General features: G+C 67.6%; 12 protein-coding genes. 6 read left to right on the top strand and 6 right to left on the bottom strand.

Annotated elements, in window-relative coordinates:
- Positions 1–41 precede the first annotated feature (41 nt).
- Positions 42–1268 (top strand): acetoin utilization protein AcuC, encoded by a 1227-nt coding sequence (locus AB0M74_RS05375; RefSeq protein WP_364901833.1) that lies wholly within the window; start codon positions 42–44, stop codon positions 1266–1268.
- Entirely contained in the window at positions 1261–4026 is a 2766-nt protein-coding gene (locus tag AB0M74_RS05370) for a GNAT family N-acetyltransferase (RefSeq protein WP_364901831.1), read from the top strand. Before AB0M74_RS05375 ends, AB0M74_RS05370 begins: the two co-directional genes overlap by 8 nt.
- A 201-nt stretch (positions 4027–4227) precedes the next feature.
- Here the strand turns inward: AB0M74_RS05370 and AB0M74_RS05365 are convergent, their stop codons facing one another.
- The 3 genes from AB0M74_RS05365 to AB0M74_RS05355 form a co-directional block, all read right to left on the bottom strand.
- Positions 4228–5196, bottom strand: coding sequence for a sigma-70 family RNA polymerase sigma factor (locus tag AB0M74_RS05365; protein ID WP_364901829.1), 969 nt, complete (start codon positions 5194–5196; stop codon positions 4228–4230).
- A 192-nt stretch (positions 5197–5388) separates the two neighbouring features.
- Positions 5389–6906: a methyltransferase gene (locus AB0M74_RS05360; protein WP_364901827.1), complete on the bottom strand. Its 1518-nt coding sequence runs from the start codon at positions 6904–6906 to the stop codon at positions 5389–5391.
- 97 nt (positions 6907–7003) lie between these two features.
- Positions 7004–7744: a VOC family protein gene (locus tag AB0M74_RS05355; RefSeq protein ID WP_364901825.1), complete on the bottom strand. Its 741-nt coding sequence runs from the start codon at positions 7742–7744 to the stop codon at positions 7004–7006.
- 295 nt (positions 7745–8039) lie between these two features.
- On the opposite strand from AB0M74_RS05355, the gene AB0M74_RS05350 reads away from it, so the two are divergent.
- A complete protein-coding gene (locus tag AB0M74_RS05350) occupies positions 8040–9296 on the top strand; it encodes an MFS transporter (protein WP_364901972.1) in 1257 nt (418 codons plus the stop codon).
- Positions 9297–9315: 19 nt separating this feature from the next.
- Here AB0M74_RS05350 and AB0M74_RS05345 read toward each other — a convergent pair whose 3' ends face one another.
- The gene (locus tag AB0M74_RS05345; protein WP_364901823.1) at positions 9316–9732 is read right to left on the bottom strand and encodes a DUF3099 domain-containing protein; all 417 of its coding nucleotides are present in this window, start codon (positions 9730–9732) and stop codon (positions 9316–9318) included.
- 107 nt (positions 9733–9839) lie between these two features.
- Here AB0M74_RS05345 and AB0M74_RS05340 point away from each other — a divergent pair, with 107 nt between their 5' ends.
- Positions 9840–10076 (top strand): DUF3039 domain-containing protein, encoded by a 237-nt coding sequence (locus tag AB0M74_RS05340; protein ID WP_328403537.1) that lies wholly within the window; start codon positions 9840–9842, stop codon positions 10074–10076.
- On the opposite strand, the gene AB0M74_RS05335 is transcribed toward AB0M74_RS05340, so the two are convergent.
- Positions 10049–11311, bottom strand: a complete 1263-nt coding sequence (locus AB0M74_RS05335; RefSeq protein ID WP_364901821.1) for a YihY/virulence factor BrkB family protein — start codon at positions 11309–11311, stop codon at positions 10049–10051. The two genes, AB0M74_RS05340 and AB0M74_RS05335, sit on opposite strands and share 28 nt — an antisense overlap.
- 255 nt (positions 11312–11566) lie before the next feature.
- Here AB0M74_RS05335 and AB0M74_RS05330 point away from each other — a divergent pair, with 255 nt between their 5' ends.
- Both AB0M74_RS05330 and AB0M74_RS05325 read left to right on the top strand, forming a co-directional pair.
- Positions 11567–13252: a DEAD/DEAH box helicase gene (locus tag AB0M74_RS05330; protein ID WP_364901970.1), complete on the top strand. Its 1686-nt coding sequence runs from the start codon at positions 11567–11569 to the stop codon at positions 13250–13252.
- Positions 13253–13258: 6 nt separating this feature from the next.
- Positions 13259–13504 (top strand): hypothetical protein, encoded by a 246-nt coding sequence (locus tag AB0M74_RS05325; RefSeq protein ID WP_328403533.1) that lies wholly within the window; start codon positions 13259–13261, stop codon positions 13502–13504.
- A 12-nt stretch (positions 13505–13516) separates the two neighbouring features.
- On the opposite strand, the gene AB0M74_RS05320 is transcribed toward AB0M74_RS05325, so the two are convergent.
- Positions 13517–14134 carry a TetR/AcrR family transcriptional regulator gene (locus AB0M74_RS05320; RefSeq protein WP_364901819.1) on the bottom strand — a complete coding sequence of 206 codons (618 nt, stop codon included), beginning with the start codon at positions 14132–14134 and terminating at the stop codon, positions 13517–13519.
- Positions 14135–14197 lie beyond the last annotated feature (63 nt).

The following is a 14197-nucleotide window of genomic DNA, read 5'->3' as shown; positions in this document are numbered from 1 at the left end:
CCGCACCGACAAGCGGCTCGAAACGCTCTAGCGTGGCAACCATGGCCACTGCTACCGGAACCGTTGTCTGGACCGACCGGTTCCTCGACTACGCCTGGACGCCGCAGCATCCGATGAAACCGGCGCGGCTGAAGTTCACCATGGCGTTGGCGGAAAGTCTCGGACTGCTCGACGGTATCGAGCGGTTGGAGCCCGCCGCAGCCGAGGTCGCGGATCTGCTGCGCATCCACACCTCCGCGTACATCGAGGCCGTGGCGCACGCCACCGTGCCGGTCGGCTCGCCGCTGGCACCGGACCACGGACTCGGTTCGTCGGATAACCCGATTTTTCCGCGGATGCATCAGGCCGCATCGGTAGTCGTGGGCGGCACCCTTGCCGCGGCCCGCGAAATCGCGGCGGGTCGCACGCGGCGAGCAGTCAGCATCGGTGGCGGTATGCATCACGCGATGGCCGATTCGGCCGCCGGGTTCTGCATCTACAACGACGTGGCCGTGGCCATCTCATGGCTGCTCGATCAGGGCTTCGACCGTATCGCCTACATCGACGTGGACGTGCATCACGGCGACGGCGTGCAGCGGGCCTTCTACTCCGATCCGCGGGTGCTCACCATCTCGATCCATCAGCATCCGGGCACACTGTGGCCCAACACCGGATGGCCGGAGGAGACCGGCAGTGGTCCCGCCGAGGGCACCGCGATCAATCTTGCGGTGTTGCCCGGCACCCGAGATGCCCAGTGGCTGCGCGGTTTCCACGCGGTGGTGCCCGGTGCGGTGGCGGCCTTCCGGCCACAGATCATCGTCAGCCAATGCGGCGTCGATACCCATCGCGAGGATCCGTTGGCCGATCTCGAGCTCACCGTCGACGGCCAGCGCGCGGCTTTTCTCGCTATGCGGGAGTTGGCCGACCGACATGCGGAAGGCCGTTGGCTTGCCGTCGGCGGCGGTGGATACGGCCTGGTCCGGGTGGTGCCGCGGGCCTGGACGCACCTGCTGGCGACCGCGCTCGACCGCACCGTCACACCGGAAACCGCAGTGCCGCAGGACTGGCTCGACCGTGTCCGGGTCCAAGCGCCTGCCGTCGACCTGCCGCGGACCATGGGTGACGGTGGCGACATCGCCTATCGCCGATGGGACGGGCCCGGCGGCACCGGGGAGACTGGGGACGCGCGGTTCGACCGCGCTCAACGTGCCATCGACACGGCCGTATTGGCCACGCGCCGAGCGACCTTCGGGTTGCTCGGCCTGGATCCGGAGGACCCCCGTGACTGAGCCGACACCCGTCCCGGATTCCTTGAACACCCCCGCGGTGCCGCCACCGCCACCCCAACACTGGTTCGCCGACGTGCTCGCCTCCGACGGTGGTGTGGTGCGGCTTCGCCCCATCACTCCCGACGACGCCGACCGCCTGCAGCGGTTCCACGCTGCGCTGTCCGACCGCACCAGATATCTGCGCTATTTCGGTCCGTACCCACGTATCTCGCCCAAGGATCTGTACCGCTCCACCCACGTGGACCACCACGACCGCGTCGGGTTGGTGCTCGAACTCGGTGAGGCGATTATCGCGGTCGGCCGCTACGAGTTACTCACTCGCACCGGGCCGCGCGCCGCGGAGGTCGCGTTCGTGGTGGCCGACGAGCATCAGGGCCGTGGCCTCGGCTCGATTCTGCTCGAACATCTGGCGGGGGCCGCCGCGGAGAACAAGATCGAGACGTTCGTCGCCGAGGTGCTCGCCGAGAACACCGTCATGGTGACGGTCTTCCGCGACGCGGGCTATCAGGTCGAGCGCAGCAGGGACGGCTCGGTGCTGCACCTGGAATTCGCCATCGACCCGACCGAAGCGCTGCTCTCGGTGCGTGATTCGCGTGAGCGGGCCTCGGAGGCGCGCAGTGTGGGCAATCTGCTTGCGCCGGGTTCGGTGGCCGTCATCGGAGCGACACCTGGCACCGGGCGGGTGGGTGGGGTTGTGCTGGCGAATCTGCTCTCCGGTGCGTTCCAGGGGCCGGTGTTTCCGGTCAATCCGAATCGGAAGTCGGTACGCGGGGTGCGGGCGTACTCGACGGTGCGCGATATTCCGGACGAGGTGGATTTGGCGGTGGTCGCCGTGCCCGCCGCGGCCATCGATTCGGTCCTCGACGACTGTATGGCGAAGGGCGTCAAGGGTTTGGTGGTGCTGACCGCGGGTTTCGGGGAGATCGGCGCGGACGGCGTCGCCGCCGAACGCGACTTGGTGGCCGCCGCGCGCGGGCACGGGATGCGTGTGGTCGGTCCCAGCGCGCTCGGCATCGCCAATACCGATCCGGCGGTTGCGCTCAACGCCACCCTTGCCTCGCTACTGCCGGGACGTGGGCGCATCGGATTCTTCTGTCAGTCCGGACCGTTGGGCGCCGCGATTCTCGGTGAGGCGGCGGCACGCAACCTGGGATTGTCGACCTTCGTGTCGGCGGGCAATCGCGCCGATGTGTCCGGCAATGATCTGCTGCAATACTGGGACACCGACGCTGCCACCGAGGTCATCCTGCTGTATCTGGAGAGTTTCGGTAATCCGCGGAAGTTCTCCCGCATTGCGCGCCGAGTCGCCAGAACCAAACCGATCGTTGCGGTGAGCAGCGGCAGACTTGCGGCACGGGCCCAGCCGACCGGAGATATGGACCGTTCCATCGTGCGGGATCTGTTTGCGCAGGCGGGCATCGTTCAGGTCGACTCGATCTCGGAGCTGTTCGATTGTGCAGCGCTGCTGGGCTATCAACCGCTGCCCGCCGGTCCTCGGGTGGCGGTGGTAGGCAACAGCGCTGCGTTGAATTGGCTGGCCGTCGATGCTGCCCGCGGGGAAGGGTTGGAGGTGCGACGGCCGACGAGTGGCGCGACCGAGCGCGTCCGACGTCCCCGTCCGACCGAGCGCGGCGTCGATGAGCAGTCGGTGGGCGAGCCGGTGGACCTCGGCCCGGAGGCGACGCCGGGCGCCTACCTGGACGCGGTGGTCGCGGCACTGCGCTCGGATGAGATCGATGCGGTGATAGTGGTTTTCGCCCCTCCGGTGCCGCTGCCGATGGCCGGATTCGCTGACGCCATCCGCGAGGCCGCTATCGCCGTGCCCAACTCCGGCAAGCCGATCCTGACCACTTTCATTGCTGAACAAGGGATTCCGAACCTGCTGGCGATGCGCGGGCACGGCGGGACGGCAGTGCGCGGCTCGATACCGTCGTACCCGGACCCCGAACGTGCCGCGCGGGCGCTGGCCAGGGTGCGGCGCTACGCGCAGTGGCGCACCAAGCCCGTCTCGGTGGTCCGTCGCCCGAACGACATCGATACCGAGCGGGCCAGGGGGTTGGTGGCGCAATGGATGGCAGACCCCGCCGGACGCAGGCTCACCGACCAGGAAACTGTCGACCTGCTCGACTGTTATGGCATCCACGTCGTGGAATATCGCGAAGTGCACAACGCCGACGAGGCGGTCGCTGCGGCAGCAGAACTCGGGTATCCGGTGGCGGCCAAGGCCACGGGAGAACTGTGGCGGCGCAGGCCCGATCTCAGTGGTGTTCGGCTTGATCTGTGGCGGCCCGAGGCGGTGCGCCAGGCCTACGCCCATCTGGCGGAGCTCAGTGGCGACCCCGTCTTGCACATCCAGAAGATGGCGACCCCCGGTGTCGGTTGTGTGCTACGCGTGCAGGACGACCCGTCGTTCGGCTCCGTGATCGAATTCGGTCTGTCCGGTCTGATCATCGAACTCCTCGGTGACCGTGCCTACCGCGCCCTGCCGCTGACCGAGGACGAGGCCACCGCCTTGATCGATGCGCCGCGCGCCGCGCCACTGCTGTCCGGCACCCCGGCCAGCCCGCGCGTCGACAAGGCTGCCCTCGCCGAACTGGCCCAACGCATTTCGGCCCTCTTCGACGACATCCCCGAAATCCGTGAACTGTCCTTCGATCCGGTTCTCGCCTCGTCGGCATCGGCGTCGATCCTCTACGCCCGAGCCCGAATAGGCCCGGAACCCAGCCGTTTCGACGCGGGCCCGCGGCGCTTGGGCTGAGCAGGAAACACATGAGCACTGCCAGCCGCTGGAAACAAGCATCGCCGACCGGCTCGCGCGAATCCGGAGGGGACGGGACGCGCGTACACCGGTCGGCGTTCCCAGGTGACCGATCCAGTCACCGAGCCGGGCGCCGAACCGGCCTCGAAGTGGCTCGGCGCCATGAGCGTGCCGGGGTCGCCGGCACGAATTACCTTGCGATCAGCTGGCGTAGGCGCGCAGCCGGTCGGCCCGCTCGCCCTTGCGCAACTTCGACATGACCTCGCGCTCGATCTGACGAACCCGCTCGCGGGAGAGTCCGAAGAGCTTGCCGATCTGGTCGAGGGTGCGCGGCTGGCCGTCGTCCAGGCCGAAGCGCAGCCGGATGACCTGCTGTTCGCGCTCGTCCAGGGTGGCGAGCACGCTGCGCACATCGTGGTGCAGCAGGCCCGCGATGACCGCGGACTCGGCCGAGGTGGCCTCGGAGTCCTCGATGAAATCGCCGAGCGGAGCCTCTTCGTCGTTGCCTACCGGCATATCGAGGCTTACCGGGTCGCGGCTGTGATCGAGCAGATCGGAGATCTTCTCGACCGGAATGCCCGATTCGGTGGCGAGTTCGGCATCGGTGGCCTCGCGGCCGAGTTGCTGATGCAGCTCGCGCTTGATCCTGGCCAGCTTGTTGACCTGCTCGACCAGATGGACCGGCAGCCGGATGGTGCGGCTCTGATCGGCCATGCCGCGGGTGATGGCCTGTCGGATCCACCAGGTGGCGTAGGTGGAGAACTTGAAGCCCTTGGCGTAATCGAACTTTTCCATCGCCCTGATCAGGCCGAGGTTGCCCTCTTGGATCAGGTCCAGCAGCGGCATGCCGCGGCCGGTGTAGCGCTTGGCAAGCGAGACCACGAGGCGGAGGTTGGCCTCGAGCAGATGTGACCGGGCGGACTGGCCCTCGCGGACAACGATGGCTAGATCGTGTTTGCGCGTGGCCGACAGTCGTTTGCCGGTCTCCAGCAGGTGCTGGGCATAGAGGCCCGCCTCGATGCGCTTGGCCAGCTCGACCTCGTCGGCTGCCGTGAGCAGTGCCGTGCGACCGATCCCGTTCAGGTACACGCGTACCAGGTCGGCGGCGGGGCTCTGGGCGTCGAGGTCCATATCGCTGGTGCGCACACGAGTGGTGGCGGGGCTGGTCATGACTTGCCTCCTGTCGGTGGTGTCTCACTCCGAACAACGGACCCGACAATGAGAAAGTTCCCCGCTACCGCCCAGATAAACCGCTCTGAACTGCGGTTTCCATTACTTCCGTCTGAGAAGTTCCTGAGAAGCAATCGGAATCGGAACACTCGTTGTCGAGCGTGTCCGCCGACCCACCGGTGCGGCCGTCGGTCAGACGGGCCGCACCAATCCGTGGCGGACCAGTCCGGCCACCACCGACCGTGCGTCGGCCATGAACTCCGGGGTTACCTCGTCGGATCCGGTGGCAACCGCCAGCAGTTCGATCAGCTCGTACAACGGCATCCCGTCCGCCCGCATTCCCGCGACGAGGGCGATGGTGGATTCGTCAACCTCGTGCTGCCAGCGCGGTCCGTCACCACGGTGCAGCCGGGCGACCTGCTGGGCCCAGCCATCCTCGCTCGGCAGATAGACACGTTCCAGCGCGGTCGCCGGATCCACCGCGAAACGTGAAGACCAGGCCAGGTTTTCATTGTCCGCTGCGGCGCGCAGCCAGGCCGAGCGCTCGAAATACCTGGTCGCCTCGTCGCCGAGCGGGTCGTCGAAACCGTGGGTGAGGTCCTCGGCGAGTAACTCCGTAGGGCCGTCGATGGCGCGCAGGTAGACGAAGCCGAAGCCGACACCCTCGACATCTGCCGAGGTGAAGGCGTCGAGCCACTGTTCGGCGCGGGCCTGCGCGGCCGGGTCACGCGGATCGAGGCCGGCGTCGCGCAGCCAGGTGCCCACATATAAGGCGGGGTCGGCGACATCGCGCTGCACCACCCAGGCATCGACGCCGTGCGCGGGGAGCCAGGACGACACGCGGTGCCGCCAGTCTTCGCCGTCCACGTGGGCCCACGCCGCGAGCATCGCCGCGGTGCCGCCGGGGGCGAGCAACTCGGAGGCCTGGGAGATCACCAGTTCGCTTGCGCCATCGAGGGCGAGGCCGGAATCACGGTATGTGTGCTCGATGCGGGCGGGACCGACCACGAACGGCGGGTTGGCCACCACCTGGTCGAAGCGGCGTCCGGCCACCGGTTCGAACCAGGAACCTTCCAGCAGCTCGATGTCGAGGCCGTTGAGTGCGGCGGTCGCTTCGGCAAGCCACAGCGCGCGCGGGTTCACATCGGTAGCGGTTACCCGGTCGGCATAGGAGGCCGCATGCACGGCCTGCACGCCGCAGCCGGTGCCGAGATCGAGTACGGAACCGACTTTGCGGGTCGGCGTCGCGCGCAGCAGCGACAGCGAAGCGTGGCCGACGCCGAGTACATGCTCTTCGGTCAGCGTGCGCCTTCGCATGGAGTCGTCGAGATCGGACAGGATCCACCGAGTGCCGACGCCGACGTCCAGGGGGCGCAGGTCCAAGGCCGCGCGCACCAGATCGCCCTCGTGGTACAGCAATCCGGCCGCGATGGCGCGCTCGATATCCACGGGTGCGAGTGCGGCGGCCACGTTCGGCCGAGGAAGCGCATCGCCGAGCAACAGCAACCGGATCAAGGTGCCGAGTTCGCCGGCGTCCCGCGCGGCGCGGCGTACCGGCACCGGCTCCGACCGGCCGAGCGCCGCGTGCACGTCGGCTCCGAGCACCTCGAGCAGCGTGTCCGCGTCGTAGCGGACGCGGGTCAGCGCCGTCCGCAGATCCGGGCACAACGCGGTGAGCAGTGATCCGGTCGTCGTCTGGTTCGTAGGCACACCGGTACTCTGCCACCGCAACCACACAGCACCCGCCAGGTGTTCGCCGTGTCACAGATCAGCGTGCCGTCCGCGTTCGGCCGAGTGCGGGCAGCTGTCAGACCCCGTTGGGGTCGCGCGAGGTGATGCAGTAGGTGGCGTCGGCGGGGTCGGACATGACGATCCAGTGTTCGTGATTCTGAATTCGGGTCGCGCCGAGGGATTCGTGCCAGGCGGCGGTGGCGTGGATATCCGACGATGACAGGTCGATATGCGCACTGGTCGGGCGGTCCGCGCCGAGGCGCTGCAGCAGCAGTTGGATGGGCAGCTGGCCTTTCGCGCGCAACCGCGAGAACTCCGGCAGCCTGCCATCCTGGTGCTCCCAGCCGGTCAGGACGGTCCAGAAGTGTGACTCGGCCTCATGATCGGGGGCGCCGATGTCCAGGCACACCTGATCCAAACGAGTCAGCGTCCCGTCCGGCGCGCTGACAGCAGGCGCAGGCTGGCCTTTGGCGCGGCCGCTGGGGGTGAAGCAGAACGTCTGGCCCGACGGCGAGCGCAGGACGGCATAGTCCGGGTGGTTGGCGACCAGATCGGCGCCGAGGTCGAGTGCGATGCGGACTGCGGCGGCGATGTCGTCGACATCGAAGTCGATGTGCACGCCGCCGAGGCCGGTGACGGACTGCATTTTGACCCCTGCGGCGGCGAACAATGCGGGATCCGGTAGGAGCGTGAGGAATTCGTCGTTCGCGCCGCGGCGGGGCGAGAGCTGGGTGCCGGTGATGGTGGACCAGAACCTCGCGCAGTCGTCGAAACGCTGCGTGGGTCGATCGAGGAAGGCCCAGGCCCACCGAATCATGCTGTCTCCTCTGTCCTGCGGGGGTATGCCCCGACGACCGCGTGAACGCTGGTGGGGCACTGCGCCTCTTGCCTGCCGCGTGACTGTGTGCCACGCGACGACGACGCTCCGTCGAATTCCCCCGCCACACAGTAAGGGTCGGTCGGTGCGCTGTCGAGGTGGTGCCGGTCGGGCCGGAGTGGCACGATCTTGGCGGTTAATGGCATCTGGGCCACTCGTTCCCCGAGGGAGATTCCGGCACGCTCAGCAGGTGACCGAACTGCAGACGCCCCCGGCGCAGGGACCTATCAATTCCATGAACCGGGCGTGGCTGCATCCCGCATGGATCGTGGCGGGTGTCGGGTTCGTCGCACTGCTCGGTGCTGCGGCTTTCCGGTCGGTGCCGAGCGTGCTGATGGATCCGCTGCATGAGGAATTCGGGTGGTCGCATGGCACCATCGGTGCGGCTGTTTCGCTGAATATGCTGTTGTACGGCCTGATTTCGCCGTTCGCTGCCGCGTTGATGGACCGCTTCGGCATCCGCAGCGTGGTGGTGTGCGCACTGCTGCTCGTCGCGGCGGGCAGCGGCCTGACGGTGTTCATGTCACAGCCCTGGCATCTGGTGCTGACCTGGGGTCTGCTGGTCGGCGTCGGTGTCGGCTCGATGTCGATGCCGTTCGTGGCGACCATTACCGGCCGCTGGTTCGTGCGCCAGCGCGGACTGGTCACCGGAGTGCTCACCGCCGCGGGCGCGACCGGGCAGCTGATCTTTCTGCCATTGGTGTCGGCGGTCGCACACGATCACGGCTGGCGGGTGCCGTCGCTGATCGTCGCCGGCGCCGCGTTGGCCGTGGTACCGCTGGTGTGGCTGTTCATCCGCGACTTCCCCAGCGACGCAGGTGTTTGCGCCTACGGCGCCGAAGCGGGCAGCTCGGTGGGCCTGCGCACGCCCGCGATCGGCGGTGCGATGCGTGCGCTGACCGTGCTCGCCACCATCGCGCGGCGACCCGGATTCTGGCTGTTGGCAGGCGGATTCGCGATTTGTGGCGCATCGACCAATGGCCTGGTCGGCACCCATTTCGTCAGTGCCGCACACGACCACGGCATGCCCTCCACTACCGCGGCCGGCCTACTCGCGCTGGTCGGCATTTTCGACGTCGCGGGCACCGTCGCCTCGGGCTGGCTCACCGACCGGGTCGACCCCCGCTACCTGCTGGTCGGTTACTACACCCTGCGCGGACTATCGCTGCTCATCTTGCCGTCGTTGTTCTCGCCGCACACCCAGCCCAGCATGTGGGTGTTCATCATCTTCTACGGCCTCGATTGGATCGCCACCGTCCCGCCGACGGTGATGCTGTGCCGCGAACTGTTCGGCGCGGATGGTCCGGTTGCCTTCGGCTGGGTGTTCGCCGCGCACCAAATCGGTTCGGCGATCGCCGCGACCGGGGCAGGCGTAATCCGCGATGTGCAGGGCAGCTACACCACGGCCTGGTATATCGCGGGCGGGCTCTGTGGCATCGCGGCACTGCTGTCGGCGGGCATTCGACGCACGACCGCTCTCGTTCCCGCCTAGTCCCCGTTCGGTCGGGAACTCAGCGGTCGATGGCGTTGTGCGGACGCGATTCGATGGCGGTGCGGCGTTCGTCCCAGCGGCTCGGCTCGTCCTTGCGCCGCGGCGGGCGGTCGTTGGCGATCAGCACGGCGATCCAGGGCAGCGGGATGGATGCGGCGATGATGAGAATCGAAATCAGGGCATTGCTGAAGGCGCTGTAGGCGACCGCGGCGAGCACCAGGCAGGGGATGCGGAAAGCCATGATGATCGTGTACCTGCGGACGCGGGCACGATGCTGATCTTCCAGCGACGGTGCGGCCTCGGTGATCAGCACCGGGTGTTTGTCGTCGCTGCCGGGAAAGTAGCCGGAGGAGCGTTCGGGAGTGGGCACCGTCCCGTCCGGGCGATCACCGCGGCCGATGTCGTCGGCGTCGGGGGAATCGCCGTACTGCTGCATACCCTCGAGTCTTCCACTGTCGACGGTCAACCGCACATGACCTGGTCAGCGAGTTCTGCCGCGACCGTGTTCGGCCACTCGCGCCCGGATGCGGCATCATGGAATCCGTGAGTACCGAGACTCTGGTTCGCCCCGACACGACTACCGACGAGACAACGGGCGACGACACCCCGAAGTTCTTCCACTATGTGAAGAAGAACAAGATCGCCGAGAGCGCCGTCATGGGCACCCACGTGGTCGCACTGTGCGGCGAGGTCTTCCCGGTGACCCGCTCCGCGAAGCCCGGTTCGCCGGTGTGCCCCGAGTGCAAGAAGGTCTACGACGGGCTACGCAAGGGCGACTGAGTCGAGTCGGCCCTGCCCGGCGGCGTCGTAATCGATGCCGTTCGGGTATCCGATTGTGCCTGCGGCCCCGAGTTCGGCTCGGGGCTTCGTGCTGTCTCGGGGCTCGGCGTCTTCGGCGGGCACGCCGATCCCGTCTCCGCCGCCGGCGCGGATCTGGTGTCGGCGCTCACGGTGTCCGCGGCAGGCCCCTCGACTGTCGGCTCTTCGTCCTCCGCCACATCACGGAGAATCTGGTTGGACAGCCACTCCTTCACCTGATCGATGCGGGTGCTGCCCGCAGGCCAGAACTCCTGGACCGTGGCATTGAATTCCGCGCCCAGGATCACCGCGAACCCGAGGAAGAACGTGAACAGCAGGAATGCGATCGGGGTGGCGAGTGCGCCGTAACTGACGCCGGTCCTGGTCACCCATGACAGATATCGGCGCAATCCCTCGCTGGCGGCCATGAAGAACACACCTGCGACCAGGGCCCCGCCGAAGAGCCGGTGCCACGGCAGCGATCGGTGCAATGCCAGCTTGTAGAGCGTGGTGAGGCCGATGATCAGCAGTAAGCCGACACCCGGGTAATAGAACGAGTCGATCAAGCGCAGTCCCGGCTCGCGCCACGAGTCCGGCAGCGCCCGCCCGATCAGCGTCGGTCCGAGTGCGATCAGCGGCAGGATGAACACCGCCGCGATCAGGAACAGCACATAGAGCAGCAACGCGAAGATCCGCTGCCACACCGGATGCCGGGCATCCTGCTGTCCGTGCGCCTCGACGATGGAGTCGACGAACGTCGCCATCGCCGAGGATCCCGCCCACAGTGACAGCACGAAACCCACCGACACGAAGGCGGCCCGTCCGCGCCCGAGCACATCGGTGACTGTCGGCTCGATCAGGTCCGACACCACGGTCGTGCTGAACAGATCTCGGCTGAACGCAATGATCTTCTGCTCGACGATCTCCACCGTGTCGGGCCCGAACCACTCGCCGACATAGCCGAGGCTGCCGAGCACGCCGAGCAGCAGCGGTGCCAGCGACATCGTCTGCCAGAACGCCGCGGCCGCGGACTTCGCGAATATCGAATCGTTCCACGCCTTCACCGCGACGCGGGCGATGAGCCTGCCGCTGTGCCGGCCCGCGCGCGCCAGCCAGGCGGCGGTGTCGCGGACATAGCGGGCCGCCCCGGCGGGTTCCGCGCCGCCGCCGCTATGGATCGCGGTGGTGACACTCGATAGGGCACTGTCGTCGGTCATGGTCCCTACAGCATCGCGCACAAGTCGGTTCGGCACCGCTTCGTCGGTGCAACGTGTCTGCGTGTGGCAGGTGAACGTGGCGATAACTCCAGGCTCGACATGTGATGCCGGTCGCCTCGGCCGCGTCGGTTTGGCGACACGCCATACTGGGCCAGTAGGGTCTTCTGCGTGACTGGGTCGGGCGCCGCTGTGGCGGGAGAAGCGGAAACGCCAGGCGATTCGGAAGCATCGAGCGCCAGGGTTTCAGGTGGTTCGCTGCGTGCGTGGCAGCGTCGCGCACTGACCAAATATCTGACAGCCAAGCCGCGGGACTTTCTCGCGGTTGCCACCCCCGGCGCGGGTAAGACCACCTTCGCGCTGCGGGTCGCCGCCGAGTTGCTCGCCGACCGCACCGTCGACCAGATCACCGTCGTCGCGCCGACCGAGCACCTCAAGCATCAGTGGGCGCAGGCCGCGAACCGGGTCGGCATCGCGCTGGATTCGCGATTCTCCAACGCGACCGGCGGCACCTCCGGCGACTACCACGGTGTCGTGGTCACCTACGCGCAGGTCGCCTCGCATCCTTCCCGGCATCGGGTGCGCACCGAGAACCGCAAGACCCTGGTGATTCTCGACGAGATCCACCATGCGGGCGATGCGAAGACCTGGGGCGATGCGGCCGCCGAGGCTTATGGCGATGCCACCCGAAGACTCGCGCTGACCGGTACCCCGTTCCGCAGTGACGACAGTCAGATCCCGTTCGTCACCTATGAGCCCGACGAGGGTGGGTTCCCGCGTTCACGCGCCGACCATGCCTATGGTTACGCCGAGGCGCTTGCCGACGGCGTGGTGCGGCCGGTGGTGTTCCTCGCGTACTCCGGCGAGGCGCACTGGCGCGACAGTGCGGGCGAGGAATACAGCGCACGGCTGGGCGAGCCGCTGAGCGCCGAGCACACCGCACGTGCCTGGCGTACCGCGCTGGACCCGGCGGGTGACTGGATTTCCGCGGTGCTGCGCGCCGCCGACACCCGCCTGCGGCAGAAACGCGCCTCCGGCATGCCCGACGCGGGCGGGTTGGTGATCGCCACCGATCAGGAGCGTGCCCGCGATTACGCCGAACTGCTGGAACACATCTCGGGGGAGCGGCCCGCGGTGGTGCTGTCGGATGATCCGGACTCCTCCAAGCGGATCGCCGAGTTCAGCAATAACACCCAGCCGTGGATGGTCGCGGTGCGGATGGTGTCCGAGGGCGTCGACGTGCCGCGCCTCGCGGTCGGCGTGTACGCCACGAGCGCCTCGACCCCGTTGTACTTCGCCCAGGCCGTCGGCCGCTTCGTGCGTGCGCGTAAGCCGGGTGAGACCGCGAGCGTGTTCTTGCCCTCGGTGCCGGTGTTGCTGGATCTGGCCGCGCAGCTGGAGTTGCAGCGCGACCACGTCATCGGCAAGCCGCATCGGGAGAAGAACGGCCTCGACGACGAGCTGCTGATCGATGCCAACAAGCAGAAGGACGAACCCGGCGAGGACGAGAAGCCGTTCGTCGCCTTGGCCGCCGACGCCGAGCTCGATCAGGTGATCTACGAGGGTTCCTCGTTCGGCACCGCCACCATCGCGGGCAGCGCCGAGGAGGCGGACTATCTCGGTATCCCCGGGCTGCTCGATGCCGATCAGATGCGGGCGCTGTTGCGCGATCGCCAGTCCAGACAGATCGCTGAGCGCGGCGAGTCGAGTACCCCGGACCCGGGCCCGCAGGTCGCCAGCGCAGCGCAGCGAGTCGCGACGGCCGACCGGCTCGGCGAGCTGCGCCGGGAGCTGAACAGTCTGGTCGCCATGCATCATCACCGCACCAACAAACCGCACGGTGTCATCCATGGTGAGCTGCGTCGCGAATGTGGCGGCCCGCCAACGGCTTTGGCTACGGCGGATCAGCTGGTCGAGCGCATCGCGGCGCTGCGAAGGAAGTAGCGCCGGGTGTCACGCAACTACCGAGTTCTGCCCGACGGCCGCATTCCGCTCTGGGTGATGCTGGCGGTCGAGGATGCCGCGTACGCGGTGACGCCGTGGCATCGCGCCGATCGGCCGATGCGGCTGTCGGTCGAGGACATCGCGGACGACTGCGATATCTCGGCGGTCGAGGTGGTCGGCCGGGAGTTCACCGCGATCGGCGATTCGACTGCGCTGCACAGTTTTCGGCTGATGCACGATCCGCGCCTGTAGTTCGGAGCGTCCTTACCCAGCGCTCGGCGCCGATCCATCGGCGGGCCAAGCGGCCATGGCGCAGTCGATCGACCGTGTCAGCTCTGCCAGATCGGCGCGGTCGCGGGCTTGGATGGACAGCCCGAAGAGCACCGTTGTGTAGAAGCTGGCAAGGGCTGCGGTGTCGGCTGTCGGGGCCAGATCGCCTTCAGCGACGCCGCGGTCGAGCCGTCGGCGGATGTTTTCGGTTGTCTCGCGCCGCTTTTCGACGAGGAAGTCGCGCACGCTTTCGTTGCGGGTGGTGTAGGTGGAGCCGGCGAGCACGGCCATGCAGCCGTGTGGCTTGTCCGCGATGGTGTAGGCGACCGCGTTGTCGCGCAGCATCGCTTCGATGCCTGCGCGGGCGGTGGGTTCTTCGCGCAGAGCGCGGTCGGTGTAGCGGCCGTCGGTTTGCCCGTAGAGCGTGATGGCCTCGCGGAACAGCGCTTCCTTACCGCCGAACGCGGCATACAAGCTCGGTGAGTTGATACCCATCGCGGAGGTGAGGTCGCTCATCGACGTGCCTTCGTAGCCGTGTTCCCAGAACACCTCCATGGCGCGTCGTAGTGCTTCGGTGCGGTCGAAAGCGCGCGGGCGTCCGCGGGTCGCCATGGCGCTCTCCTTTCTGTGTCGATCGTTAAATATACCTCTTGACGCGAGCCCGGGTATGCGCTT

The sequence above is a fragment of the Nocardia sp. NPDC051463 genome (genome assembly GCF_040681975.1).
In the GTDB taxonomy this organism is placed as follows: domain Bacteria; phylum Actinomycetota; class Actinomycetes; order Mycobacteriales; family Mycobacteriaceae; genus Nocardia.
Note: the sequence above shows the minus strand (reverse complement) of the source record. Positions and strands in the feature narration are given on the sequence as shown.